This window comes from Streptomyces griseoviridis, from assembly GCF_005222485.1.
Taxonomy (GTDB): domain Bacteria; phylum Actinomycetota; class Actinomycetes; order Streptomycetales; family Streptomycetaceae; genus Streptomyces; species Streptomyces hintoniae.
In genome coordinates, this window is the sequence record NZ_CP029078.1 from 3958447 (window position 1) to 3984950 (window position 26504).

Annotated in this window: 22 protein-coding genes; 15 read left to right on the forward strand and 7 right to left on the reverse strand. The window is 72.0% G+C overall.

The genetic code is table 11. The features are described from left to right. Positions 1–158 precede the first annotated feature (158 nt). Together DDJ31_RS16655 and DDJ31_RS16660 are read left to right on the forward strand one after the other, a co-directional pair. Positions 159–1475, forward strand: coding sequence for a cation:proton antiporter (locus DDJ31_RS16655; protein WP_127179500.1), 1317 nt, complete (start codon positions 159–161; stop codon positions 1473–1475). A 205-nt stretch (positions 1476–1680) separates the two neighbouring features. Next, positions 1681–2007, forward strand: coding sequence for a carboxymuconolactone decarboxylase family protein (locus tag DDJ31_RS16660; protein WP_127179499.1), 327 nt, complete (start codon positions 1681–1683; stop codon positions 2005–2007). Between the two features lie 97 nt (positions 2008–2104). Here DDJ31_RS16660 and DDJ31_RS16665 read toward each other — a convergent pair whose 3' ends face one another. Next, positions 2105–4411 carry a glycogen debranching N-terminal domain-containing protein gene (locus tag DDJ31_RS16665; RefSeq protein ID WP_127179498.1) on the reverse strand — a complete coding sequence of 769 codons (2307 nt, stop codon included), beginning with the start codon at positions 4409–4411 and terminating at the stop codon, positions 2105–2107. A gap of 308 nt (positions 4412–4719) precedes the next feature. On the opposite strand from DDJ31_RS16665, the gene DDJ31_RS16670 reads away from it, so the two are divergent. The 4 genes from DDJ31_RS16670 (at position 4720) to DDJ31_RS16685 (ending at position 9633) form a co-directional block, all read left to right on the forward strand. After that, positions 4720–5775 (forward strand): LacI family DNA-binding transcriptional regulator, encoded by a 1056-nt coding sequence (locus DDJ31_RS16670; RefSeq protein ID WP_127179497.1) that lies wholly within the window; start codon positions 4720–4722, stop codon positions 5773–5775. Positions 5776–6307: 532 nt separating this feature from the next. Continuing rightward, complete coding sequence (locus tag DDJ31_RS16675) at positions 6308–7558, forward strand: sugar ABC transporter substrate-binding protein (protein WP_127179496.1); 1251 nt, start codon at positions 6308–6310, stop codon at positions 7556–7558. Positions 7559–7564: 6 nt separating this feature from the next. Further along, on the forward strand, positions 7565–8752 hold the full coding sequence (locus DDJ31_RS16680) for a carbohydrate ABC transporter permease (protein WP_240678188.1): 1188 nt from the start codon (positions 7565–7567) through the stop codon (positions 8750–8752). Beyond that, on the forward strand, positions 8749–9633 hold the full coding sequence (locus DDJ31_RS16685; RefSeq protein WP_127179495.1) for a carbohydrate ABC transporter permease: 885 nt from the start codon (positions 8749–8751) through the stop codon (positions 9631–9633). The genes DDJ31_RS16680 and DDJ31_RS16685 overlap by 4 nt, the downstream gene beginning before the upstream one ends. On the opposite strand, the gene DDJ31_RS16690 is transcribed toward DDJ31_RS16685, so the two are convergent. Next, complete coding sequence (locus tag DDJ31_RS16690) at positions 9623–10819, reverse strand: MFS transporter (RefSeq protein WP_127179494.1); 1197 nt, start codon at positions 10817–10819, stop codon at positions 9623–9625. The genes DDJ31_RS16685 and DDJ31_RS16690 overlap by 11 nt on opposite strands. Before the next feature lie 133 nt (positions 10820–10952). Between DDJ31_RS16690 and DDJ31_RS16695 the strand changes: the two genes are divergently transcribed. From DDJ31_RS16695 to DDJ31_RS16705, 3 genes are read left to right on the forward strand one after another with little or no spacing between them, the layout of a single operon-like run. After that, complete coding sequence (locus tag DDJ31_RS16695; protein WP_127179493.1) at positions 10953–11972, forward strand: ArsR/SmtB family transcription factor; 1020 nt, start codon at positions 10953–10955, stop codon at positions 11970–11972. Positions 11973–11981: 9 nt separating this feature from the next. After that, the gene (locus DDJ31_RS16700) at positions 11982–12491 is read left to right on the forward strand and encodes a glutathione peroxidase (RefSeq protein WP_127179492.1); all 510 of its coding nucleotides are present in this window, start codon (positions 11982–11984) and stop codon (positions 12489–12491) included. A gap of 30 nt (positions 12492–12521) precedes the next feature. Continuing rightward, a complete protein-coding gene (locus DDJ31_RS16705; protein WP_127179491.1) occupies positions 12522–13436 on the forward strand; it encodes a MerR family transcriptional regulator in 915 nt (304 codons plus the stop codon). Positions 13437–13488: 52 nt separating this feature from the next. Here DDJ31_RS16705 and DDJ31_RS16710 read toward each other — a convergent pair whose 3' ends face one another. Then, positions 13489–15309, reverse strand: a complete 1821-nt coding sequence (locus DDJ31_RS16710) for an MFS transporter (RefSeq protein WP_127179490.1) — start codon at positions 15307–15309, stop codon at positions 13489–13491. A gap of 190 nt (positions 15310–15499) precedes the next feature. After that, positions 15500–18058, reverse strand: coding sequence for a D-alanyl-D-alanine carboxypeptidase (locus DDJ31_RS16715; RefSeq protein WP_240678187.1), 2559 nt, complete (start codon positions 18056–18058; stop codon positions 15500–15502). Positions 18059–18417: 359 nt separating this feature from the next. Between DDJ31_RS16715 and DDJ31_RS16720 the strand changes: the two genes are divergently transcribed. The 3 genes from DDJ31_RS16720 to DDJ31_RS16730 all read left to right on the forward strand — a co-directional run bounded on the left by DDJ31_RS16720 (position 18418) and on the right by DDJ31_RS16730 (position 20812). Next, on the forward strand, positions 18418–19161 hold the full coding sequence (locus tag DDJ31_RS16720) for a GOLPH3/VPS74 family protein (RefSeq protein WP_093824925.1): 744 nt from the start codon (positions 18418–18420) through the stop codon (positions 19159–19161). A 366-nt stretch (positions 19162–19527) separates the two neighbouring features. Then, positions 19528–20385: a helix-turn-helix domain-containing protein gene (locus DDJ31_RS16725; RefSeq protein ID WP_127179488.1), complete on the forward strand. Its 858-nt coding sequence runs from the start codon at positions 19528–19530 to the stop codon at positions 20383–20385. Positions 20386–20620: 235 nt separating this feature from the next. Then, positions 20621–20812 carry a DUF397 domain-containing protein gene (locus DDJ31_RS16730; protein ID WP_127179487.1) on the forward strand — a complete coding sequence of 64 codons (192 nt, stop codon included), beginning with the start codon at positions 20621–20623 and terminating at the stop codon, positions 20810–20812. 143 nt (positions 20813–20955) lie between these two features. Here DDJ31_RS16730 and DDJ31_RS16735 read toward each other — a convergent pair whose 3' ends face one another. Further along, positions 20956–21795 (reverse strand): hypothetical protein, encoded by an 840-nt coding sequence (locus tag DDJ31_RS16735; RefSeq protein ID WP_127179486.1) that lies wholly within the window; start codon positions 21793–21795, stop codon positions 20956–20958. Positions 21796–21886: 91 nt separating this feature from the next. Here DDJ31_RS16735 and DDJ31_RS16740 point away from each other — a divergent pair, with 91 nt between their 5' ends. Both DDJ31_RS16740 and DDJ31_RS16745 read left to right on the forward strand, forming a co-directional pair. Further along, positions 21887–22675: an SDR family oxidoreductase gene (locus tag DDJ31_RS16740; protein ID WP_127179485.1), complete on the forward strand. Its 789-nt coding sequence runs from the start codon at positions 21887–21889 to the stop codon at positions 22673–22675. A 159-nt stretch (positions 22676–22834) separates the two neighbouring features. Next, entirely contained in the window at positions 22835–24406 is a 1572-nt protein-coding gene (locus tag DDJ31_RS16745; protein WP_127179484.1) for a sodium:solute symporter family protein, read from the forward strand. 82 nt (positions 24407–24488) lie between these two features. On the opposite strand, the gene DDJ31_RS16750 is transcribed toward DDJ31_RS16745, so the two are convergent. After that, positions 24489–25604: an ADP-ribosylglycohydrolase family protein gene (locus tag DDJ31_RS16750; RefSeq protein WP_127179483.1), complete on the reverse strand. Its 1116-nt coding sequence runs from the start codon at positions 25602–25604 to the stop codon at positions 24489–24491. A gap of 256 nt (positions 25605–25860) precedes the next feature. On the opposite strand from DDJ31_RS16750, the gene DDJ31_RS39670 reads away from it, so the two are divergent. Then, positions 25861–25992 carry a hypothetical protein gene (locus DDJ31_RS39670; RefSeq protein ID WP_276319309.1) on the forward strand — a complete coding sequence of 44 codons (132 nt, stop codon included), beginning with the start codon at positions 25861–25863 and terminating at the stop codon, positions 25990–25992. Between the two features lie 28 nt (positions 25993–26020). Here the strand turns inward: DDJ31_RS39670 and DDJ31_RS16755 are convergent, their stop codons facing one another. Then, complete coding sequence (locus DDJ31_RS16755) at positions 26021–26452, reverse strand: ATP-binding protein (protein WP_127179482.1); 432 nt, start codon at positions 26450–26452, stop codon at positions 26021–26023. Positions 26453–26504 lie beyond the last annotated feature (52 nt).

The window sequence follows — 26504 nt, forward strand, 5'->3', positions numbered from 1 at the left end:
ACTGGCCCGGATCGGTCGTCGCGACGCCCGGTTCGGTGGGATCTCTGCCGCGGTGGCCGGATCGGGCCGCCGTCTGCCGGCCCCCTGTCGGCCGCGCGGCGCGCTCTGTTCCGTGACGGTCGCGGCCGGCCGCGGTGCTACGGGAGGAGCGGGACGTCATGAGTGGTGGCCACGCCTGGACCGGGGCCGCGGTCGCGGCCGTCACCGCTGGCTATGGGCTGTTCTCGCGCCGCCTGGCCTCGACACCGGTGTCGGCTCCCCTGGTGTTCACCGGCTTCGGCGTGCTCATCGGGCCGATCGGGCTGGGAATTCTCGACCTGGGTCACGACGCCGGTCCGGTGCTGACGTTGGTCGAGGCGGCCCTGGCCCTGATGATCTTCACCGACTCGATGGCGGTACGCGGAGGTGACCTGCGCACCGGCGCCTTCCTGCCGCTGCGGCTGCTGGTGATCGGCCTGCCGTTGAGCATCGGAGCGGGATGGCTGCTGGCGTGGTCCCTGCTCCCGGGGCTGACCCTCTGGGAGTTCGCGCTGCTCGGCGCGGTTCTCGCCCCCACCGACGCTGCGCTCGGCAAGACCGCCTGCTCAAGTCCGCGTGTCCCGGCCCTCGTACGCCACGGGCTCAACGTCGAGAGCGGTCTGAACGACGGCCTGGTGCTGCCGTTCTTCCTGCTGTTCCTCGCCGCGATCCCCGGCACCGTCGCCTCCCAGGAGGGCGTGGGCGGAGTGTTCTGGCGGTCGTTGGTGGTCAGCGGCGTGGTGGGGTTGGGCCTCGGGCAGGTCGGCGGACGGCTGCTGTCCCTCGCGCGGGTCAGGGGCTGGGTGACGGACGAGTGGCGGCAGGTCGTCGTCCTGGCGGTGGCTCTCTGCGCGTACGGCGTGGCGGCGGCCTTGGACGGGAGCGGCTTCATCGCCACCTGGGCGGGCGGCTTCGCGTTCGGCGCCGCGCTGCGCGGGAGCGAACCCGCGGACGGTCGGCCTGCCGGGGAGCGGCCCGCCGACCTGGCCGAGTACCTGGGCGGGCTGCTGGGGAACCTGAGCTTCCTGGTGTTCGGGGCGGTCCTGCTCGGCCCGGCACTCGAGCACCTCGGCTGGCGGATCGTCGTCTACGCGGTGCTCAGTCTGACGGTGGTCAGGATGGTTCCGGTGGCCCTCGCGCTCGCCGGTAGCGGCATGCGGCTGCCCACCGTGGCGTACGTCGGCTGGTTCGGGCCCCGCGGCCTAGCCTCCGTGGTGTTCGGGCTTCTCGTGGTGGAGGACTCCGTGCCCGGGACCGCGCTGCTGGGGCAGGTCGTCGCCGTCACCATCGGCCTCAGCGTCCTGCTGCACGGCATGTCCGCCCCCGGCCTCGCCGACCGCTACGGGAACTGGTTCGACGTCGCGAAGGCCACCACCCCCGAGCCGCGCGAGGCCCAGGCCCAGGAGGGGCGGGCAGCCACCGGGACGGCGCACGGCGGCTCACGACGCCTGCGCTGACGACTCAGGCAGACGGCCACGGGGCTCGCCTGGTGGCGGAGGCCCGCGGCCGTCGGCCGGAGCGGTGGACCTTCGTCGGGCGGAAGGGCCCCCTGGGCCCCTGCGTCGAGCCCGGATGCGTTCTACCGTGAAGAGGGGCCCACCTTTTCGTGGATCCGTGCCCCCATCCCCCGACCGGAGGAACACACCCCGAAGGACATCAACCATGACCACCGCATCTGACACCCCAGTCCTGGACACCCTCACCGCCATGGCGGTCGACTCGGTCGAGCGCTGCGGCCTCTCCCCCGACATGCTGCTCCTCGCGCGCGTCGCGGCGCTCGCCGCCTCGGACGCCCCGCCCATCTCCTACGCGGCCCACATCGATCCCGCCCTGGAGACCGGCGTCACCGCCGACCAGGTGCAGGACGTCCTGGTGGCCATCGCGCCCGTCGTGGGCACCGCCCGCGTCATGACGGCGGCGGGCAACATCGCCAAGGCGCTCGGCATCGCCATAGCCGTCACCGATGCCGAGGTCGGCGGCCGGCGCTGAGCAGCCGGCCCGTCGGTCTCGTCGATGACATCGTCCGCCGGGGCCGTGCGCGGGCCCCAGCGGCCAGGCCCGGCGCCCGGCACCGGCCGCCCCAGGCTCAGCCCTCCACCACCCGGACCCCCTCCGGTGCCTCCACCGTCACCGTTCCGTCCGCGGTCACCGTGATGTCCAGGCGGGCGCCCGCGATCCGCAGGTCCGTCAGCGTCAGCGGGCCGTAGGTCGACGCGAAGGTCGGGGTCACCGTGAGGGTTCCCGCGGGGGCGTCCGCCTCCAGGCCGAGGGCCGACTGGAGGACCGCCACCGATGCCGCCGCCGCCCACGCCTGCGGGCGGCACGACGCCGGGTAGGGAGCCGGGTCCTGGGTCTCCCGCGCGCCGTGGCCCGCGAAGAGTTCCGGGAGGCGGGACGCGAAGGACGTCGACGCCGTCAGCAGGCCCTGCGAGAGGGACGCCGCCGCCGCCGGGAAGCCCGCCCGCACCAGGCCCCGCACCGCGATGGCCGTGTCGTGCGGCCAGATCGAACCGATGTGGTAGCCGTACGGGTTGAAGCCCACCGACTCCGTGCTGAGCGTGCGCAGCCCGTGCCCCGAGTCCAGGTCCGGCGCGGCCAGCCGGGCCGCCAGCAGGGCGCTCTCCTCGCGGTTGAGCAGCCCCGTGCCCAGCAGGTGCCCGAAGCCCGAGGTGACCGAGTCCACCGGGCGGCCCTCGCCGTCCAGGGCCACCGCCGGGTAGCGGCCCCGCTCGTCCTCGACCCAGAAACGGGCCCGGAAACGGTCCGCCAGCTCCTCGGCCCAGCGGTCCCACTCGTCGGCGCCTGGCCGGCCGAACGCCCGCAGCAGGGCCGCTCCGCCGCGCGCCGCCTCGTACGCGTACGCCTGCACCTCGCAGAGCGCGATCGGCGTGCTCGCCAGTCGGCCGTCGCGGTGTCTGATGGAGTCCTCGGAGTCCTTCCAGCCCTGGTTGGACAGGCCGTGACCGGTCTGGTCGACGTACTTCAGGAAGCCGTCGCCGCTCGCGTCCGCCTGCTCGCGCATCCAGGCGAGGGCCGCCTCGGCGTGCGGCAGCAGCTCCGTCACCTCGGCCTCGGGCAGGCCCCAGCGCCAGGCGTCGTGCAGCAGCGTGATCCAGAGCGGGGTCGCGTCGACGGTGCCGTAGTAGACGGGCGGCAGCGAGAGCGCGTCGCTGAAGTGCAGGGACGCCCTGCGCACTTCGTGCAGGATCTTGCCGGGCTGCTCCTCCGTCGCCACGTCGGTGACCGCGCCCTGACGGCGGGCCAGCGTCCGCAGCGTGCCGGCCGCCAGCTCGGTGCCGAGCGGCAGCAGCATCCGGGCCGCCCACAGCGCGTCCCGCCCGAACAGGGTCAGGAACCAGGGGGCGCCCGCCGCCAGGAACTGGTCCGGGTGCGCCGGGTCCGACGACATCGCGTCGGTCAGCCGCAGCCGGTCGAGGTCGGCCAGCGACTGCACGAGCCAGCGGTCGAGGGCGCGGTCCGCGCTGCGCAGCTCCGGGACGCTCCACGGCAGCCGGTCGGCCGGCGGGGGCGGGAACTGGTCACCGTCCGTGTAGGCCGCCGCGCAGGTCAGGGTGAGGGACCAGGCGTCCCCCGGGGCCAGGCCGATGTCGTACGACAGGCGGACGGCCGAGTCCTCGTCGAGGTCGACGGCGGTCGGGGCCAGGTTCGTCGAGAGCCTGACGGTGAAATCGTCCGACCCCCAGGTCAGACCGGCCACCGCCGCCCGCTCCGGGCGCCGCGCCGCGTTCGCCCCCGCCGCACCAGTCGCCGCCGCACCAGTCACCTCCGCACCAGCCGCCGTCACACTCGCCGTCCCCGCACCCGCGCTCCCCGCACCCGCGGTCGCCGCGCCGGTTGCCGACGTCGTCCCGCCGGCCGGCGTCCCCGGCCACAGTGGTCCCTCGCCCGTCGCCAGGTTCGGGAAGCGGCCCGACTTCACCTGTTCCATCGGGGCCAGGTCCGTGCCCGCCGTGACCGTCAGCCGGAACAGCACCGGGCGGGTGCCCGCGTTGGTGACCTCGAAGGTCTCCTCCAGGCGGCCCGCCCCGGTGGCGCGGCTGCGGCGCAGGGCGACGGCCGGGTCCGGGGTCACCTCGCCGAGCCCGCGCAGGATCGACCGGAACTCCGCCCGGTCCGCGCCGCGCAGGCCGCCGCCGACCGGCGCGACGGGTACGCCCTCGGCGGCGACGGTCAGCCGGGAAAGGGCCCGGCGGTCACCGTGGTAAAAGCCGTCCGCACCCTCGCTGAGCTGCCCGTCCGCACGGGAGACGACCAGGCTCGGGGCATGCAGCGTGACGACCGCGTCATGCAGGAACGGCTGGAGTCCGGCGACTTCGACGGGGGACGCCGTGACCGACCCGTTGGTGTCCTGGGGCTTGACAGTGGTGTCCAAGTGAGTAGAACCTCTCAGCGTTAGATCGTTCCAAAGACAGTAAGTCGCTCCTCAGCGCGCTGACAATGCTTTTGGAACGCTAAAACCAGCAAGCAAGATCCAAGCTTCAAGATCCAATCCACACGATCCGATCCGCATGATCCGATTCGCACGAACAGATCCGATCCGTACGATCCGATCGATCCGTACGATCCGATCCGCGCGATCCGATCGATCCGCATGATCGAGGCATCAAGGTCGACGCCGAGATCCGAGCCGCAGTACCGTCCGCACGTCCCGCTTCTCCTCCCGTACGTCGGAGCCCCCGCATGCCCCGCTCCAGCAACAGCCCTCCGGCCAAAGGCGGCCCGGTGACCCTCGCGATGGTCGCCCGCCGGGCCGGGGTGTCACCGCAGACCGTGTCGAACGCCATCAACTCGCCCGACCTGCTCCGCCCCGAGACCCTGGACCGGGTCAGGCGGACGATCGACGAGATGGGCTACCGCCCCAGCCGCGCCGCGCAGACCCTGCGCACCCGCTCCAGCAGGCTCATCGGCTACGGCATCCAGCCCTCGCCGTTCAGCTACCCGGTGCTCGACCGCTTTCTGCACGCCGTCTCACAGGCCGCCGACGAGGCGGGCTACCGCATCCTGCTGTTCGCCTGCCCGCCCGGCGGTCCGACGCTGGACGGCTACGAGGAGCTGCTCGACCAGCACGAGGTGGACGCCTTCGTGCTGAGCGGCACCGAGCACGGCGACCCCCGGCAGGCGTGGCTGGCCAAGCGGAGCGTGCCGTTCGTCAGCTTCGGACGGATGTGGTCGGGACGGCAGATCGGTGACTGGGTCGACGTCGACGGCGCCTCCGGGACGGACGCCGCCGTCGAGCACCTGGTCGCCCTCGGGCACCGCAAGATCGCCTTCCTCGGCTGGGAGCGCGGTTCGTCGGGCGCGGGTGACGACCGGGCCGCGGGCTGGCAGCGGGCGATGCGACGGCACGGTCTGTCCACCCGGGGACGGCGCGGGCAGAGCGTGAACGACATCGACGCGGCGGGCGCGGCGGCGAAGCCGCTCCTCGACGCGGGCGCCACCGCCGTCGTCGCGGCGAGCGACATGCTGGCCCTCGGCTGCTACCGGGCGCTGCGCGAGCGCGGCGCGGTGCCCGGCCGGGACGTCTCCGTCGTCGGCTTCGACGACTCGCCGACCGCCGAACTGCTCTCCCCCGAACTGTCCTCACTGGCCCAGCCCCTGGAGCAGGTCGGACGGGAGTGCGTACGGCTGCTGCTCGCCCGGCTCGCCGCACCGGACGCCGAGGCGGAGCGCATCCTGCTGGAACCGTCGCTGGTCGCCCGCGACAGCACGGCCGGACCACCGCCGCCCGGCGGGTAGCCCCGGCCCCGGCCCCAACGTCGGCGACCGGCCTCGGCACCCGGCTCCGGCCCCCGACTCCGGGAGCCGACGGCAGGAGCCACCGCCGGGAGCAACCACCGGGAGCCACCACCGGCGGTCGACGACGACGGCAACGGCGACGGCAACGTCAACGTCAACGTCAACGTCAACGGCCAGTCGACGGCGGGCCACCGCCCCACCCGCGACCCGGCCAACCCGGCCAACCCGACCCGTCGGCCACCCGGCGGGAGCCGATCACCGTCACCCCGCGGAAGCCCCTTCAGGCGACCGCACCGCCCCGGGAAACCGTCCGACCCGCGCACCCCTCGGCCGGCGTTCCCTCGGCAGTGCCCGCTTCAGAAACGTTTCTGCACAGCCGTCGACCACAGCCCCACCCCCTCAGCCCCACCTCAAAGCCGCAACCCCCACCCCCACCCGTTCCCCTCCTCCATCCCCACACCCCGGGCCCGTGCCCCAGTGCCCCGCCCGGGTGGAGCCGCACACGAACCACCCCTGATCCACGGAGGATTCCATGGCACACCGTACGGCCGCCGCGGCCCTTGTGAGCTGCGCGGCGCTGCTGGCCGTCACCGGCTGCTCGTCAGGTTTCGACAGTGACGAGAAGACCCAGCAGGACAGCAGCTCGAAGCAGAACCTCAAGATCCTGATCGCCTCCTCGGGCGACGCGGAGACCAAGGCCGTGCAGGACGCCGTGGCCGCGTACGAGAAGGCGTCGGGCAACAAGGTGACCGTGGACGTCGCCAAGGACATCAACCAGCAGCTCGCGCAGTCCTTCGCCGGGCACAAGCCGCCGGACGCGTTCTACGTCAACTCCGACCAGTTCGCGAACTACGCCAAGGGCGGCTCCCTGTACGCCTACGGCGACAAGGTCTCCGACGCCGACGACTTCAACGAGGGGCTGCGCCAGTCCTTCACCTACGACGGCAAGCTGACCTGCCTGCCCAAGGACGTCTCCACGCTCGCCCTGGCGATCAACACCGACCTGTGGAAGAAGGCCGGGCTGACCGACAAGGACTACCCGACCAGCTGGGCCGAGCTGAAGAAGGTCGCCGACAAGCTGACCGGCAAGGGCACCACCGGTCTGGTCGTCGGCGCCGAGTACGCGCGGCTCGGTGTCTTCCTGAAGGAGGCCGGCGGCTGGATCACCGACCCGGACCAGTCGAAGATGACCGCCGACAGCAGCGAGAACGTCGAGGCGCTCACCTACGTCAAGTCGCTGCTGAAGTCCGGCTCCCTGAAGTACGCCGCCCAGGTCGACACCGGGTGGGGCGGTGAGGCGCTCGGCAAGGGCAAGGCCGCGATGACCATCGAGGGCAGCTGGCTGACCGGCGCCATGAAGACCGACTACCCCGACACCGGGTACACGGCCGTGCCGCTGCCCGCCGGGCCCGGCGGCAAGGGCACCCTCGCCTTCAGCCAGTGCTGGGGCGTCGCCGCCGAGAGCACCCACCAGTCCGCCGCCGTCGACCTGGTGAAGTACCTGACCTCCGCGAAGCAGCAGCTCGCGAACGCCGACGCGTTCGGTGTGCTGCCCTCCCGCACCAGCGCCCAGACCGAGCTGGCGAAGAAGGACCCGAGCGCGAAGGTGTGGCTCGACGCCAACGCCTACGCGCAGGGCCCGGTGACCGTGGCCGGCTTCGACAAGGTCCTCGGCCAGTTCAACACCGACCTCGCGGCGCTGGCGAGCACCGACCCGAAGACCGTCCTCGGCAACCTCCAGCGCAACGGCGAGCAGGCGCTCACGAAGGCGAAGGACAACTGAGCCGCCATGTCCAGTACGTCCAGTACGTCGAACCACCTCAAGCCCGCCCCGCGCACCCGCGCGGGCTCGGGCCCCCGTACGGCCGACCCGGCGGGCGCACCTGACGCGCCCGGCGGGCCCGGCCCGGCCGCGGCGCCCCGCGCCACCCAAGCCCCGCGTGCGGGGCGCCGCGGCGAAGGCGCCTGGGGCTGGCTCTTCGTCAGCCCCATGGTGATCGTGCTCGGTCTCTTCCTCGTCCTGCCGATCCTGATGGCGCTGTGGGTGAGCCTGCTCCACTGGGACGGGCAGTCCAACCCGTTCAGCGGCCAGGCGAAGTTCGTCGGCCTGGACAACTACAAGGCGCTGCTGGTCGACGACGGCCTCGACCGGACGCTGTTCGCGACGTCGCTGCGCAACAACGCCTACTACGTGCTGCTGACGGTGCCGGTCCAGACCGTGCTCGCGCTCGGGCTGGCGATCATCGTCAACCAGCGGCTGCTGCGGGCCCGTTCCGCGCTGCGCACGGCGTTCTTCTTCCCGTCGGTGACCAGCTCGATCGCGGTCTCCACGATCTTCCTCTTCCTGTTCCAGGGCAGCGGCGCGGTCAACACGGCGCTGTCCTGGATCGGGGTGAAGGGACCGAACTGGTTCAACGATCCCCGGGGTGTGCTCAGCATGCTCCTGGGCGGGCTCGGGCTGGTCGACACCGGGCACCCCACGGGTCTCCTCGCCGACCACTCGTTCCTCGGCCTGTCCTGGTTCGAGTGGCTGGCCGGGCCGTCCGTCGCGATGTGCACGATCATCCTGCTCGCCGTGTGGACGACGTCGGGCACCTTCATGCTGATCTTCCTCGCGGCGCTCCAGGACATCCCGCGCGAGCTGGAGGAGGCCGCCGCGATCGAGGGCGTCAACCGGCGCCAGATGCTGCGGTACGTGACGCTGCCCGCGCTGCGTCCCGTCCTCTTCCTGGTCCTCACCCTGGGGCTGATCTCCACCTGGCAGGTCTTCGACCAGGTGTACGTCATGAGCCAGGGCGCGCCGGGCAACACCACGCTCACGCCGGCGTTCCTCTCCTACTCGTCCGCGTTCGACGACGCCGACTTCGGGCAGGGCGCGGCCATCGCGTTCATCCTGCTCGCGCTGATCCTGATCATGACCGGCGCCCAGCGCTACCTGATGCGCGAGCGCACGCCCCGCAACCGGAGGAGCCGATGAGCACCCCGACCCCGGCGTCGCCGGTCCTCCCGCGCTTCGCCCGCCCGCTGCGGGTGCTCGGCTACACGGCCGTGGCGGCGGTGGGGCTGCTGTACCTGCTGCCGTTCGTGATCCAGTTGGTGACGGGGTTCAAGACCGACCCCGACGCGGCAGCGCACCCGCTCGGGCTGCTGCCCACCACCCCGACCACCGCCGCCTACCAGCGGCTGTTCGGGCTGAGCCAGTCGGCGAGCGGGGTGCCGTTCCTGCGCTGGCTGGGCAACTCGGCGTTCGTCGCGGTCTTCGTGACGGCGGGCCGGGTGCTGTTCGACGCGATGGCCGGGTACGCGCTGGCCCGGCTGCGGTTCCGCGGCCGCGGGGTGCTGTTCGGCTTCGTGCTGGCGGTGATGGCGGTGCCGGGCGTGGCGCTGCTGATCCCCCGGTTCCTGGTGCTGAACACGTTCGGTCTCTTCGACACCTACACCGGCATGATCCTGCCGCTGATGGTCGACGCGGCCGGCATCTTCATCATGAAGCAGTTCTTCGAGTCGATCCCGAAGGAGGTCGAGGAGGCGGCGCGGGTGGACGGCGCGGGCGTGTTCCGCACCTTCTGGTCGGTGGTCCTGCCGATGGCCCGTCCGGCCCTGCTCACCCTGACGATCCTCTCCTTCCAGGGCTCCTGGAACGAGTTCACGCACTTCCTGGTCTCCACCCAGTCGAGCCAGTACGAGACGCTCACCGTGGGTCTGGCGCGGATGGTCTCGGGCGGTCTCGGCGGGGGCACCCAGTACCCGCTGAAGCTGGCGGCGGCGCTGCTGGCGACGATTCCGGTGGCGGCGCTGTTCTTCTGCTTCCAGCGGTACTTCGTGCAGGGAGCCAACGCGGGCGCGGTCAAGGAGTAGCCGAGGGAGCGGGGGCGGGGGCGGCGGAGCGACGGCGGGTCCCGGCCAACGCCAGCAGGCCCGTCACCGTCAGCGACGCCACCGCCATCGCGGTCATCGCCCGTGCCGGTGAGGTGAGTTGGGCCACCGTGCCCGCCAGTGTCGCGGCCACGCCCTGCATCGTCAGCATGCCTGCCGAGTGCAACCCTAGGGCGTGGCCGCTCAGTTCGTCGGGGGTGTGCGCCATCAGCCGCTCCTGCTGGACCAGGCTTGCGCCGAAGCCGACCGAGGCCAGCGTGACCGCGACGGCCGCCACCGGGACCGTCGGGCGCAGCAGGAACAGCGTGTAGGGAGCGGCGAGGAGCACCAGGAGCGGGGTCGCGAGGCGGCCCCGGACCGAAGGCGGCAGCACCCGGCCGACCAGGACGTCCCCGACGAACATGCCGGCCGCGGCGCACGCGAAGAGGGTGCCCGCCGCGTGCGGGGCGTACGCCACGTACAGCGACTCGCAGCCGACGACCAGGCCGTTGGGCAGCCAGAGCCCGAGGAACGTGAGCCGGCGCGAACGGTGCGACCAGAGCAGGGCGTTGGCCCGCCAGGTCGCGCGGATCGAGGGCCGTCCCGAGGCCCTGGGCGGACGGCGGCCGAGACCGAGGCGGGTGCCGAGCGCGGCCAGCAGGTACAGCAGCGCCGCGAGGAGCAGGGCGGCGCGCGGCGACACCACGGCCACCAGCACCCCGCCGACCGCGAACCCGGCGACCTGGGTGAGCCCGTTCGCCATGTTGAAGACCGAACGCCCCAGCAGATAGCCGTCCTTGGGCAGGATCTCGTTCAGCAGTCCCCACTGGACGCCGCCGCCGAGCGAGGCGACGAGACCGAGGGCGAGGGAGATCCCCAGCAGGGCGGCGACCGGCAGTCCCGGCAGGGTCAGGGCCGCCGTGCCGACGGCGTACGTCAGCGCGATCAGGGTGAGGGCGGCGCGCGGCGCGATGCGGTCGGCGGCCGACAGGAGCGTCGTCGCGCCCACCACCTGGGCCAGTTGCGGGGTGAACATGCTGACCGCGGAGAGCAGCGGCGATCCGGTGCCCATCCAGACCAGCGTGCCGAGGGCGGGCCCCGCGACCGTCCCGGCGGCCCAGCGGAGCGACGTCGACAGGAACAGCGGGGTGAACTCCGGTACCCGGAAGAGGGCTTGGTAGCTGCGCATGCGGGGAGTCTGCGGGGCGCACCGGACTGCCGGTACTCTTTCGCGCCCACGCGAAACGAACACCCGCGAGCCCACGCGAAAACGGATCGGCCCCGCGCCGGGCCCGCGGGGCGGGGGTAGACGGAGGGACTTCATGGGCTGGTGGCTGCTGGACGCCGACACCCTCGCGCGCGGCCGGTTCGTGGTGTCGCCGTTCGCCGAGACGGTCGCCTGTCTGAAGCTGCTGCACGAGGGGACGGGCGCCCACCCGGGCGAACAGGAGTGGCTGCGCCGTGTGTTGCCGGGGCACCGGGCGCGGCTGGCCGCCGATCCGGTCACCGCGCTGCTGGTGCGCGCCGGGCTCGGGCGGTACTGGACCGCCGACTTCCTCACCCCGACGCCCCGCGACGACGAGCCCTTCGAGGAGACGGTGGCCCGGGTGCGCGCGGTGCGGCCCGAGGACGCGCACACCCATCTGCGGACCTCCCTCGCCGGAAGCCACCCCGATGTGCTGGCCGCCCTCGCCGACCGCGACGACCTGCCGGAACGGGCCGCCACCCTGCTGGAGGCCGTGTGGGAGACCGGTGTGCGGCCCGACTGGGACCGGCGACGGCGGGTCCTGGAGGCCGATGTCGCGGCGCGGACCGCGCGGTTCGCCCGCGGTGGCCTGGCCGCCGTCCTCGACGCGCTGCGGCCGGGGACGCGCTGGCTCGGCGAGAGCCGGTTGCAGGTCAACGGGCACGAGTATCCGCCCCGCGCGATCTCGGGCGCCGACCTGCTGCTGATGCCGGTCACCCCGCAGCGGCGCGGCTGGGTCTCCTGGGACGACAGCGCCCGGTACGCGGTGGCCTATCCGTGTGCGGGCACCCTCGCCGACGCCCCCTCCCGTACGGTGCCCGCGCCGCTCGGCGCGCTGCTCGGACCGGCCCGCGCCACCGTGCTGACCCTGCTCGACTCCCCTGTCAGCACCAGCCAGTTGGTGGCCGTGACCGGGCTGGCGCTCGGCTCGGTCGGCCGGCACCTGCGGATCCTGCTGGACGCGGGTCTCGTGGAGCGGCGGCGGGCGGGCCGCTCGGTGCTGTACTCGCGGACGGCGGCGGGCGAGGTCGTCGTCGCGGCGTCCCCGGCGGACGGCGGGCGGCCCGCGCCCCGGCCCGCGGGCGACCGGAGTTAGCATCCGCTCATGACGACTTCAGACAGCGAAGGCACCGCACCCCTCGACGTACGGATCGACGCCCTCAAGGGCGGTTCCGCGGACCTCGGCCAGTACGCCGGCCGGGCCGTGCTCATCGTGAACGTGGCCTCCAAGTGCGGCCTGACCCCGCAGTACTCGGGCCTCGAACGCCTCCAGGAGCGCTACGCCGACCAGGGTTTCACCGTGCTCGGTGTGCCCTGCAACCAGTTCCTCGGGCAGGAGCCGGGCAGCGCCGAGGAGATCGCCGAGTTCTGCTCGGCGACCTACGGCGTGACGTTCCCGCTGACCGAGAAGGTCGAGGTCAACGGCGACGGACGGCACCCGCTGTACGAGCGCCTCGTGGGCTTCGCCGACGCCGAGGGCCACACCGGCGACATCCGCTGGAACTTCGAGAAGTTCCTCATCGGCCGGGACGGCAGGGTCGTCGCCCGGTTCTCCCCGCAGACCGAGCCGGAGTCCGCCGAGGTCGTGGCGGCCGTCGAGGGCCAGCTCGGCTGAACGGCCGTTGACCTTGCCCCTGGGGCAGGGATGAGCCTCCTTCTCACCGGGCGGAAGGACCGTCCGGTGACGGAGGATGCCAGGGTGGACGACGAACTGCTCACCATCGGCGCTTTCGCGGCCAGGTCGCGGCTGTCGCCGAAGGCCCTGCGCCTGTACGACCGCCTCGGGCTGCTCGCGCCCGCCCAGGTCGACGAGGTCAGCGGCTACCGCCGCTACCGCGCGGGGCAGGTGGAGCGGGCCCGTCTGGTGGCGCTGCTGCGCCGGCTCGACATGCCGCTGGCACGGATCGCCGAGATCCTCGACGCGGCCGACGGGCCCGACGGGGACCGCGCGGCCGGGCTGCTGAACGCCTACTGGGCGACCGTGGAGCGCCGGATCGCCGGGCAGCGCACGCTCACCGGGTACCTCCGTGGCCGTCTTTCGGGCAGGAGTCACGAGATGTACGAGAACTACGTGGTGGAGACGGTGGACGTGCCGGAGCTGGCCGTGCTCACCGAGACCCGGCACACCCTGGCGGACGAGCTGCCTGCCTGGATCGGCGCCTCGCTGACCAGGCTGGAGGCGGCCGCGGCGGAGTGCGGGGGTGTGGCGGCGGCGCCGTTCGTCGTCTACCACGCCGAGGTGTCCATGGAGAGCGACGGACCGGCCGAGGCGTGCGTGCCGGTGGCCGACGCGGCGGCGGCCCGCGCGTGGGCCGCGGCGAACGGGCGGTCCCGGCAGACGACGGTGCGGGTGGAGCCCGCCGGGCGGCTGGCGTACACCAGGATCACCAAGGCGCAGGTGGCGCATCCGCAGATCCTGGCCGCCTTCGAGGCGGTGGAGCAGTGGCTCGCCGGGCAGGGGCTGCGGCAGGCCGGGCCGTGCCGCGAGATCTACTTCACGGACTTCGCGGCGGCGGGCCCGGACGACGCGGTGTGCGACATCGCGTTCCCCGTGGAGTGAGGTTCGCCGGGCGGCGTCGCGTTCCCCGTGGAGTGAGGGGTGCTCCTGCCCCTCACTCCGGCTGCTTCAGTTCGTCGGGGCAGGGGGTGCCGCGGGGCAGCGTGTAGGGGGCCGCCAGCCGGTAGGTGCCCGCCTTCGGCGCCACCAGCATCGTCCACTTGTCGCCCTTCGCGTCCTTCTCCGTCTCCATCAGGCAGCCGTCGACGTTGTCGTACGTCTTGGGGGTGCCGTCGTCGCGGTGCTTGGACTCCTCCGTCTCCTGGGGCGGCGGGAGCTTCTTGCCCTCGGCGTCGACGATGCTCAGCCACGGCGAGTACGGGATGCGGATGAGGACGCGTCCGGCCTTCTTCACGCGCATCGTCATCTCGCCCTGCTCGGCCCGGTCGACGATGGCGTTGGGCTCGGCGAGCGGCGCCGGGTCGGTGACCTTGAACAGCTGCCAGTTGGCGTCGCCCCAGATCTGCCTGAGGAACGGCATGCCGCGCTGGACGAGCTGCCGTTCGCGTTCGCCGCCGTCGCCGTCCGGCTGGTCCTTGGGCAGCACGACGAAGTGCACGGCCCACCGCTGCAACCACTCGTGGTAGTTCGCGGAGTTGAGGGTGTCGTCGTAGAAGAGGGGGTTGCGTTCCATGTCGGCCTGGCGGTTCCAGCCACGGGCCAGGTTGACGTAGGGGGCGAGCGCGGACGCCTCGCGGTGCGAGGCCGCCGGTACCACCTCGACGCGGCCCTTCTCCGCGCCGACCATCTGCAACTCGTTGACGAGCGGGGCGAGTTCGCGGGCCCAGGAGGCGGTCGGGGTGGTGTGGACGACGTCGTCGACGGACTTGAAGCCGATCCAGCCGGTGAAGACGGCGGCGGCGAGCGCGGTCGTGTACCACTTGCGGGAGCCGCGGACCGTGAACGGCAGCGCCGCCACCAGCGCCACCCCGCCGAACAGCATCGCGAGGCGGGTGATGTTGGAGCCGATCTGGGAGTTGACCACCCAGACCGCGACGACGCCGAGCGCGTAGACCCCGGAGGTCAGCCGGACCGTCGTCCACTCCTTGGGGACGAGGACCACGACGAGGACCGCGAACAGCAGCGGCAGCACCACCGAGCCGAACTTCATCGGCTGGGTGCCGGAGAACGGGAACAGCCACGCCGAGACGGCGACGACGGCGGCCGGCGCGAGGCCGAGCGCCCAGGCGCCCGGACGCCGCTTCTGGAGGAACATCGCCACCGCGACCAGGCCCACGAAGAGGCCGGCCACCGGGGACGACATCGTGGCGAGCGCGGCGAGCGGGGCCGCGCACAGGGCCTTCGCCCAGCGCTTGTGGCGCCAGCGGTACGGCCAGCAGAAGACGACGGCGACGGCGCCGAGCGCGAAGACCGTGCCGAGGCCGAAGGTGACCCGGCCCGAGGCCGCGTTGCAGAGGAAGGCGAAGACTCCGGCGAGGGACGCCCAGAGCGGATTGCGGACCGAGCGGCTGCGGATCAGGATCATCGTCAGCAGCCCGGCGGAGACGGTTCCGGCGATCATCATCGTCGTCCGCACGCCGAGCAGCGACATCAGATACGGCGACACCACGCTGTAGGACACCGGGTGCATGCCGCCGTACCAGGCGAGGTTGTACGCGGAGTCGGGGTGCCTGCCGACGAACTCGGCCCACGCGTCCTGCGCCGCGAGGTCCCCGCCGCTGTTCGCGAACGTGAAGAACCAGACGATGTGCAGGACGCCGGACAGCGCCGTGATGGAGAGCACCGGGTGTCGCAGCAACCGCTCACGCAGGGCGAGCAGTGCGCGGGTGAAGGGCCCGGCGGGCACGCGTATTCGCGGGCCGGTTCCCGGGCCCGGTTCGGCGTCGTCGGCACGTGTCGGCTCCGCAGTGGCCACCTGTAGGCACTCCCCGTGGTGTCCCGTCTTCATCTGTCACGGGGCAGTCGCCGCCGTCCGCCCGTTCGCGGGCACGTCCCGGGGGTCACCGGGTCGCGTCCCGTGCGCGACGGCCTGCCCCGTTTCGTGACGCTAGCACGCAGCCCGCCGGGGGGCGCCGCGGTGGGCGTCCCGGCGGGCTGCGCGACGGTCAGGTGATCCGCGTCAGCTTGGCGCCGAGGCCGGGTTCGGCCAGCTCCCGCTGGAGCTGGACCGGGACCTTGACGGCGCCGCCGTCACCGTCGCCGACGGTGAGCGTGCCCACCGTGGTGCCGGCCTTCGCGGTGTGCGGGATGTCGCCCGCGTCGAAGGAGAGCTTCACCTTGAGGCCCGACCAGCCGACCGCGCTGACGTCCTTGGTGACGACGATGGGCGTGTGGCCGCCGAGCCGGTCGTCCACGTACCCGACGACGTCGCCCTTCTTGAGGATCTTCGCCGACTTCAGGGCGTCCTGGGCGGCGACCATCGCGGTCTTGCTGACCGCGTTGACGGTGTCGATGATCGGCGCGGTGTGCTGGCCGAGGATCGCGCCGACGACGGTGACGGTCTGGCCGTCGACGTCCTTGGTGGCGGCGAAGAGCAGGTTGCCGCCCGCCTTGGTGGTGGTGCCGGTCTTGATGCCGAGGGCGCCGTTGTAGGGGACCAGGCGGTTGTAGTTCTGCCAGGTCTGGCCCGACGGGTCCTTCCAGCTGGGCAGCCGGGTGATCTCCATCAGCGCCGGGATCCGCACCAGCTCGTTGCCCAGCTTCACCTGGTCCTCGGCGGTGGAGACGGTGGTCTCCTTGAGGCCGGAGGCGTCGGTGTACGTGGTGTTCTCCATGCCGAGTTCCTTGGCGGTGTCGTTCATCTTCTTGATGAACTCCGCCTCGGAGCCCGCGTCCCAGCGGGCGAGGAGCCGCGCGATGTTGTTCGCCGACGGGATCATGATGGCCGACAGCGCGTCCCGCTCGGTGAGGACGTCACCGGCCTTGACGGTGTTGAGCGTGGACTCACCGTCCTTGTCGTAGCCGCCCTCCTTCTCCGCGAGGGCGTCCACCTTGATCTTCTCGCCGTCCGAGCCCGACTTCATCGGGTGGTCCTTGAGGACGATGTACGCCGTCATCGCCTTCGCGACGGAGCCGATGGCGACCGGCGTCTGCTTGCCGAAGGCGCCCATCGTGCCGATGCCGTTCACGTCCATGCTGCCCTGTCCCTCGGACGGCCAGGGGAGCTGCGCCTGGCTGCCGTCGAAGGTGTAGGAGTCGGCGGCGGTGAGCGCGAGGGTGGGCGTCGGCAGCGGCCGGAAAGCCTGCGCGATCGCGAACACGAGGATCAGGAGCAGGACCAGCGGGGTCCAGATCTTGACCCGCCTGACCAGAGTGCGGACCGGGGTCTGCGGGGGCGGCGGGGTGTTGGTCAGCTCGGCCAGCAGATCCAGCGGCGGCTTCGGCGGCAGCGGCTGCTGGGTGGTCAGCTCCGGGCCGACCTGCGGCACGGACCTGGTGGCGCCCGCGGCGGGCGGGCGGCCCTGCGGCTCGTCGAGCGGCTTGAGCGCGACGAACTTGCTGGCCCGCTCGGCACCGGTACCGAGCTTCAGCATCGTGGTCGGCTGATCGACCTCGGGCTTCGCCGGCCGGGGCGCCTTGAAGACGGTGGTGGGGTGGTCGAGGGGTTCGGGGGCGGGGTCGTCGCCGGGGGCGATGCCTGAGTCCGGGTCGGTGTCGGTGTCGGTGTCGGCGGCCGGGGCGGTCTTGGCGTCGTCGCCCGGGGTGGCCTCGGTGGGCTCGGGCTTCTTGGCGGCGGCCTTGGGCTGAGACTCGGGCTCAGGCTCGGACTCGGGCTTCGCGTCCGTGGCGCCGGACTTGGGCGCGGGGGACGGCGCCTTCGGGGCGTCACCGTCACGGTCCCCGTCACCGCGGTCGGCGGACTCGTCGGCGGCGGGCTCGGCGGCGGAGGCGGCGGGAGCGGCGGCGCCGGGGGCCGTGGGGGCCGCGGGAGTCGCGGGAGTCGCGGGGGTCTTGGCCGCCTCGGGCGCCTCAGCGGTCTTGGCCGCCTCGGGAGTTTTGCCGTTCCCGGGAGCCTTGCCGTTCGCGGGAGCCTTGCCGTCCTCGGGGGTGTCGGTGTCGCCCGGGGCGGGCCCGGTGCCGTCCGTAGCGGGCCTGGTGCCGTCCGTGGCGGGCTCGGAGGGGCTTGACGGGGTCTCGTCACCCTCGGCGGCGTCAGCGGGCGCTGTGGGCGCCTCCGGGGCCTCTGGTGCCCCGGTGGCTTCGGCGCCGGGGGCGGTGGGTGCGGTGGGGCGCGGCGCGGCCTTCCCCGCGTCGCCCTTGCCGGCCTTGCCGGCCTGCGTGTCCTCGTCGCCCTTGCCGGCCTGGGTGTCCTCGGCGCCCTTACCGGCCGGCCCGGCGTCGCCCCGCGCGGGGGCGGGGACCTTCGCGCGGGCCTCCGCCTTGCCGCCGGCGTCATTGCCGGCCTGGGCGGCCTTGCCGTCGGTGGGCTTCGCGTCGATGGACCCGGGGGCCTCGGCCGGTTCGGGCGCCTCGGGGTCGGCGCCCCGGCGCACCCACGCGGCGGCGACGGCCTCCGGCACCTCGGCGCCGCCCGCGCCCGTGCCGGTCTCCTCGGGGCGCTCCTCGTCGGAGGCGGCCATGTCCGCGTCCCGTACCGCGAAGACGCGGGTCGCCGTGTCCACCCCGCCCGTGCGGGCGGCCCCGGATTCCGGTTCCCTCGTCATGCCGGCGCGCGGATCCTGTGAACCGCGGCCCTCGTTCCTGGATCCGGGAACCGAACCCTTGCTCCCCGACGTCGGTTCTGCCGACGACTCGCGCTGCTTCGACCTGTCGGGGGACTCGCCCGCCACCGATGCCTCCTCATGCCGCACGACGTGTGCGGTCTACCGAACAGTGAACCGCCGCCCGCGACAGCGCTCCAGCGCGCTGTCCGAACCATGTACCAGTGTCCTGTGTGTGGACCTGGCTGAAGCGGTAGACGAGAACGACATACCTACCGGTTCCCTTACGAACAGGTCACGCACCCTCGACAGACCAATGTGAGAGGGGTCACCCTGTCTGTCATCCACGCGGGGAGGCATGGATGGGCAGGAGCCGCAGAACAATTCCGGAAGAGCTTCTGTTGCTGGCTTTGGACCCGGCCACGGGTACCACCGCACAGCCGCAGTCGCTCGACCTCGGCCTGGCCGGAGCGCAGCTAGTAGAGCTCGCGCTGGCCGGTCGGATAGCCCCAGACGGGGATCGTATCGCCGTGGTGGCACCACGGCCGACCGGAGATCCGACTCTGGACTGCGCGTTGGAGCTGCTGCGAAGGCGTGGCGCTCCGGTCCGGGCGGTCCATTGGATCGGCGGGCCCCGACTGGGGCTGCGCCAGACGTACCTCTCGCATCTGGAACGGTGCGGCATGGTTGCCGCCGTGCCGGGACAGATGTGCGGAGTGCTGCCGACGACTCGTTACCAGGCGACGGACACCGCCATCAGCCGGGAGATCAAGTCCCGGCTGGACTCAGCGATCCGCACCGGCGTCCCGCCGGACCCGCGGACCGCGGCGCTCGCCGCCCTGGCCCACGCTGTCGGCCTCGGCAAGCACCTGTATCCGGGCAACGAGGGTCGCTCCTCGCGCTCCCGGCTACGGGATCTGATCAGGCACGACCCGATGGGCGGCCTCGTGGCGCACGCCGTGATGGACGTCCAGAACGGCGCGGTGGCACAGCCTCGTCGCAATCCGGCCCCGGCCGGACCGACCAGGCCGTCCGCACCGGAGCCCGCGCGCGGTGTTCCGATGCAGCCGCGCCGGGGTTCGATGGCGCGCGTCGTGGCTCACTGAGCCGCGGTTCAACGACGCACGGCGGCGAGAGCCGTCACACAGTTCCATACGCCGTACCCGAGTCCCCATGATCCGGTTCGGGAGCCGCCGGTCCGCGCGGGCGGCGGGATCGCACGTCGGCCGTCCACGAGGGCGGCCGGCGGAAGGTCCCGCCGACCCGCGCGGCCGCATGGGCGCGGCCGGCCGCCAAGGCCCTTTTTCCTCGCGCCTGTTGTCCGGCGGGTGCCCGTCCGGTGCCGTGAACTGGCGTGTACGCACCGCATATCAACCGTTTCCCAGCGGTAGTGAGCACCTTGGTGGCAGTCTGCTCAACAGCAGATACGCAAAGTGGCAGGTATGTGGCACGTAGCCGGAGGTGCACGTCTCGTGGCGTCCAATGTCAATCCCACCGTCCGGCGACGGAGGCTGGGTCAGGAACTTCGTCGGCTCCGCGAGATCAAGGGCATGACGGCGGAAGAGGTCGCCGAACGCCTGCTGGTCTCGCAGTCGAAGATCAGCCGGCTGGAGAACGGCCGGCGCAGTATCAGCCAGCGCGACGTGCGCGATCTGTGCGGGGTCTACGAGGTGGAGGACCACCGGATAGTCGACTCCCTGATGCAGATGGCCAAGGACTCGCGCCAGCAGGGCTGGTGGCACTCGTTCGGTGACATCCCGTACAGCGTCTACATCGGTCTGGAGACGGACGCGGCGAGTCTGCGGGTGTACGACCCGCAGGTGGTGCCGGGGCTGTTGCAGACCCGGGAGTACGCGGAGGCGCTGATCGCGGGCGCGCTGCCCGAGACGGCGCCCGCGGATGTCGAGAAGCGGGTCCAGGTGCGGATGCGTCGGCAGGAGCGGATCACGGCGGTGGACAATCCGCTGCGGCTGTGGACGGTGATGGACGAGGCGGCGCTGCACCGGAAGGTGGGCAACAACGCGCTGATGCGGGCCCAGTTGGACCTGCTGGTCGAGCACTCGCAGCTGCCGCATGTGACGGTGCAGGTGATCCCGTTCGACATGGGCGCGCATCCGGGGCTCAACGGGCAGTACGCGATCCTGGAGTTCCCCGACGCGGCGGACTCGAACGTCGTCTACATCGAGGGCGTCACCAGCGATCTGTATCTGGAGAAGGCGAACGACGTCCAGAAGTACAGCGTGATGTACGAGCACTTGAGGGCGCAGGCGCTCAACCCGGACCAGTCGCGGCAGTACATCGCGGACGTCGCGAAGACGTACACGCGGTGAGGGCCCCCGGCCACCGGGAGGGTCGCGCAAGGTACACCTTCCCGGGCCGGGAGCGGAAGACCCGATTGGAATATGCCATCCGGTCGAGTGAATAGTCTCTTCGTAGACCAGGGAGTGCGAGTAGCTTCGAATCACGCCAGCGAGCACCGAGGTTGGCGTGAACCGCGGTGGCGGTTCCGACTCGGACCCGGCACTCGGTGACAAGCAACTCACCAACTGGCAATGCGGAGCAAAAATGGCTATTCGTCAGGGCGCCACGGACACGTGGACCAAGTCGTCGTACTCCACCGGAAACGGCGCGTGCGTCGAGATCAAGTCCCCTGTCGTCGCGGCGATGGCCGTGCGCGACTCGAAGGTGACCGACGGGCCGACGCTGGCCTTCCCGGCGGACGCCTGGAACACCTTCGTCACCTCCGTCAAGGGCTAGGCAGACGGCGCTACCGATTCCCGGCCGCCCTTCACGGCGACAACTTCACACGCAGCACAGCATGAGCCCTCTCGACCAGCCCGCCGTCCTTGCCGAGGGGGCTCGGCCTGTGCCCGCCGACGACGCGTGAGCGGGCGGGTTGCCTAGCGCAGGCGGTCGACGTAGCGGTCGGTGCCCGGCACGGTCGGGATGAACGGTGCCACCAACTCCAGTCTCCCCAGGCCCGTTTCGGCGATCGTCTCGTCCAGACCGGTGAAGTGGTCGTCCCAGCACTCGCGCGGGTCGCGTTCGAGGAACCACAGCAGGGTCAGCCGGGTGTCGACACCCTCGACCTGCTTCACGTACGTCATGCGGTCGCCCGGCAGCGGGGTCGGCCGGAAGACGGTCACCATCGCCGCGGGTGAGCCCGCGAGCCGCCTCGGCAGCAGGCGTGAGCGCAGCCGGTCGAGCAACTCCGGGCGTTTCTCAGGGGTTTCGGCGTCGATCACTTCGAGGACGAGGCCCGCGTAGGGGTGGTCGAGGGCGTGGAGGTCGCGCGGGCCCGCCGCGCCGTCCCGGTAGAGCGTCGTCTCGCGGTCCTGGAACGCGGTGAAGACGTGGGTGCGCTCCTGGTGGACGCGGGCGTCGCGGTTGAGGCGGCGGTTGATCGCCACGGTCCACTTCATGTGGTCGGCGTACCGGCCCTCGGTGATCCAGTACGTGGAGAGGTAGCAGCCGGCCGTGACCGGCTGGGCGATCGCCGACTTCTCCGGGTAGCGCAGGAGTTGCAGGTCCCTGGTGGCCACCCAGCGGCGTCCCGCGTACATCCAGGGCATGGCCATCGCGCCGGCGTAGTAGTGGTCGTCCTCGTACCAGCGGTTGTACGCGTACTCGTGGCCCGGGTGCGGTTCGACCAGGGTGATCAGGGCGTGCCCGGGACGCACTCCGTACGGCCCGACGGCGGCCAGTTCGCCGTAGGTCTCGCTGCGGGTGTCCTCGCTCATGCGGTTCCCCTTTCTCGCGGTCGCCCATACTCTGACGCTCCGTCAGATGATTGGCCAGGGCCGTAGGGCGCCCGATCCGGGGAGGTTTTCGATGTCGCTGCTCACGGGCAGGACGGTCGTGGTGTCGGGGGTCGGGGCGGGGCTCGGCCATCAGGTGGCGGCGGCCGTGGTGCGCGACGGCGGGAACGCGGTGCTCGGGGCGCGCACGGAGGAGAACCTCGCACGGAGCGCCTCCGCCATCGACCCGCGGGGCGCGCACACCGCGTACCGGCCGACGGACATCACCGACGAGGCGCAGTGCGAGGCGCTGGCGGCGCTCGCCGTGGAGCGGTTCGGGCGGATCGACGCGGTCGTCCAAGTGGCGGCCTGGGACAGCTATTTCGGTGGTCTCGAGGATGCGGATTTCGCCACCTGGCAGTCGGTGATCGACGTGAATCTGCTGGGGTCGCTGCGGATCGCGCGGGCGTGTCTGCCGGGGCTGCGGGCGGCGGGCGGCGGGTCGGTGGTGTTCATCGGGACGCAGTCGTCGGTGGCGGCGCCCTCGCAGGTGCGGCAGGCGGCGTACGCGGCGTCCAAGGGGGCGCTGACGAGCGCGATGTACTCGCTGGCGCGGGAGTTGGGCCCGCACCGGATCCGGGTGAACACGGTGCTGCCGGGCTGGATGTGGGGGCCGCCGGTACGGGCCTACGTGCAGTTCACCGCGGCGACCGAAGGGGTACCTGAGGAGGAGGTGCTCGGCCGGCTGAGTTCCCGGATGGCGTTGCCCGACCTGGCGACCGACGGGGACGTGGCGGACGCGGCGGTGTTCCTGGCGTCGGACCGGGCGCGGGCGATCACGGGTCAGTCGTTGCTGGTCAACGCGGGGGAGTTGATGCGTTAGGCGCTTCGGACGGCATCCTCAGTTCATCCATATCCGTGAACACGGGCCATCGTCCGGAACATTTTTACTGTCTCTTGACCTTCCGCTCGGTTGCCGTGAGCACGTCACCCCGCCCAGAGTTCACATGCCCGAACCGGCGGTGAACCTGGAAGGGGACCCATGAACAGTCTCGACTGGGCTGTGCTCATCGGCTACTTCGGCGTGATGATCGCGATCGGTGTCTGGTCCCACAAGCGGGTCGACGACGTCAGCGACTTCTTCACCGCCGGCGGCAAGATGCCCTGGTGGCTGTCCGGCATCTCGCACCACATGTCGGGCTACAGCGCGGTGATGTTCACCGGGTACGCCGGTATCGCCTACACCTACGGCGTCACGTCGTTCATCACCTGGTCCTTCCCGATCGCGCTGGGCATCGCCATCGGGTCGAAGCTGTTCGCGCCGCGCGTCAACCGGCTGCGCTCCCGGCTGCACGTGGCCTCCCCGCTCGAATACCTCAAGAACCGCTACAACCTCGGCACCCAACAGGCCCTCGCCTGGTCCGGGATGCTGCTGAAGATCGTCGACGTGGGCGCCAAGTGGGCCGCCATCGCCACCCTGTTGTCGGTCTTCACCGGCATCTCCCTCAACCAGGGCATCCTCATCACCGGCGCAATCACCGCCGTCTACTGCACGATCGGCGGCCTGTGGGCGGACGCGCTCACCGAACTCGGCCAGTTCGTCATCCAGTTGCTGGCCGGGGTCGCGATGTTCGTCGCCGTCGTGCTGAAGCTGAGCGACAAGGGCATCGGGTTCCTCGGCGCCTGGGACGAACCCGCCCTGCACGGCCACGGCAAGCCGCTGGTCGGCCCGTACGGCACCGTGTTCCTGCTCGCGTTCCTGTTCATCAAGCTGTTCGAGTACAACGGCGGCATGCTCAACCAGGCCCAGCGCTACATGGCGACGGGCAGCCCCCGGGAGGCCGAGCGCTCCGCGCGGCTCTCGGCGATCCTGTGGCTGGTCTGGCCCATCGTGCTGTTCTTCCCGATGTGGATGTCGCCGCTGCTGGTCCAGGCGGAGAAGCCCGACGGCTCCGACGCGTACGCCCTGATGACCGAACAGCTGTTGCCGCACGGCCTGTTGGGCCTGGTCATCGTCGGCTTCTTCTCGCACACCATGGCCATGTGCTCCTCCGACGCCAACGCCATCGCCGCAGTCTTCACCCGGGACGTGGCACCGGTGCTCTCCCGGCAGGCCCGGGGCTGGAACGCGCGGTCGGGGCTGATCGCGGCCCGCGTCACCACCGTCGTCTTCCTCGGTCTGTCGATGGCGGTGGCCACGCAGGTCAACTCCCCCGCGTTCAAGGACATCATCACGGTCGTCATCAAGTGGGTCGCCGGTCTGATGGGCCCGATCGCCATCCCGATGATGCTCGGCCTGCTGCGCCCCTTCCGCCGCTCGGGACCGACCGCCGCGCTCACCAGCTGGGCCATGGGCCTGCTCGCGTTCTGGCTGGTGAACTACCCGATCAACTGGAGTGTGGACGGCGGGGTCCCGCTGGAGTACCAGGTGTCGATCCCGCTGGCCGTCTCGCTCGTCCTCTACGTCCTGATCGGCTACCTGAAGCCGGAGGACACCCCGGAACGCCTGGCGATCATCGAACGCGTCAACACGGACGGCGACTCGGCCGCGGCGACGGTACCGGCCCCGGCGGGCGCGGCGGACGGCACGGTGTCCGCGCGGACCCCGGAGTGACCGCCGGGTGACCCGAGGACGACCGTCCGGTGACCCGGGGACGACCGCCGGGTGACCCCTGAGTGAACCCTGCCAGCCTCCGCTATCCCCTCGGATAGCGGGCGAGCCAGCCGGGAGAGGCGCCCGCGGGGCCGTGCAGGGCGGGCCCCTGGGTCATCTCCATGGCGAAGTCGTCGGCGAGTTCGAGCATCGTGGGACGGCCCTCCAGTTCGGCCAGCCAGGCCGGTGGGAGGGCCGTCTCGCCGTGCAGGGCGCCGAGCAGCCCGCCCGCGAGCGCGCCGGTGGCGCCGGAAGGCCCGCCCTGGTTCACGGCGAGGCACAGCCCGTGCCGGACGTCCTCCCCCACCAGCGCGCAGTAGACGGCGGCGGCGAGCACCCCGTCCGCGGTGCCGTCGCCGACGAGTTCCTCCACCCGGCCCGGGGCCGGCCTGCCCTGCCGGACGGCGCCCAGCGCGTGCTGGAGGCCGTCGGAGACGATCTGGTGGCCGGGGCGCGCGGACAGCAGCGCCAGGGCCCGCTGCACGGCCCCGTCGAGGCTCTCGCCCCGCGCCAGCGCGTGCACGATGACGGCGTACGCGCCCGCCGCGAGGAATCCGGTCGGATGACCGTGGGTCTGCGCGGCGCACTCCACCGCCAACTGGACGACGAGTTGGGGCTCCCAGCCCACCAGCAGCCCGAACGGAGCGGAACGCGTGGTGGCCTCCGGGCCCGGCTCGCCCGGGTTCTTCGGGGACTCCAGGGTGCCCATCCGGTCGTCGCCGAACCCCATCAGCAGCGCCCGGGTCGGCTCACGGCGGGCGTACAGCCACTCCTCGCGCGCCAGCCAGCCGTCCTCCTTGCGGCGCTCGTCGGGTCCCCAGTCGCGCTGGGTGGCCGCCCAGCGCAGATAGGCCCGGTGCAGATCGGTCGGCGGATGCCAGGCGCCGGTGTCCCGGCGGACCTGGGCGCGGATCAGTCCGTCGACGGTGAACAGGGCGAGCTGCGTGAGATGGGTGACGGCGCCGCGCCGCCCGAACCCCAGGCCGAGATCGACGAGGCCGTCGGCGCCGTGTGCGGCCCGGATCTCGTCGAGGGTCATCCCGTCGACGGGGGCGCCGAGCGCGTCGCCGACGGCGGCCCCGAGAAGGGTGCCGCGCACCCGGCTGCGGAAGTCCTGCTGTTCGCTGCGGCCCCAGACGGCGCCGGCTGTCGCACCCACCAAGACCTCCCCAACGGCACCGCCCGCCCGCACGACAGCTCAGCACTGTAATCGAACGGGGACGGTGAGTTGAGGGGTCCGGAGGGTGGGGGAACTGTGAGGCATGGAGCCCCAACCTGCCCCAACCTGTTCGAAACCGGCGGCTTGGGTCCCGACCCGGCGGCGCTCCCGCCGTCGCACAGGTGAGGATGGGACGTCAGGAACACTTCCACGCAACCGCGTTGACCTGTCACCCGATCCGACGAGGGAGAACATCATGTACGGAACGATGAACACGGGCTCCGTGGTGGCGATCGTGCTGGTGGTCGCGCTGATCGCGGCGGGCGTCACCGCGGTGGTCGGCCGCTACCGGAAGGCCGCCCGCGAGGACGCGCCCAGCGACGAGTAGCGGCCGTCACCGGGCGGGGGCCCGGCCGTCACGGCCGCCCCCGCTCCGGTACGAGTTCGGCCCAGACGGTCTTGCCGGGGCCCGGCGCCCGGTCGACTCCCCACCGCTCCGCGTACGCCGCGACGAGCAGCAGCCCGCGCCCCGACTCCGCGCGCGCGTCGACCGGGTCCGGGAGACGCGGAATCCGGTCACCCCGGGCGTCGGTCACCTCGATACGGAGGACTCCGTCGCCGTCGAGCCGGAGCGTCAACCTGAAGTCGCGTCCGGGGACCCGGCCGTGCAGCACGGCGTTGGCGGCGAGTTCCGCGACGACGTGCAGGGCGGCCTCCGACGGTACGCCCCAGTCGACGAGTTGACGTTCGGTGAGGAGCCGGGCGAGACGGGCGCCCCGTCGCGTCGAGGACAACTGCACGCTGAAGGGCCGCGCCGGGGCGGCAGCGTGGGTGATTTCTCGGTTCACGTCACTCAGCGTGGCCGCTTCCCCCTACCCTGAACAGCACTGACGTCGGTAC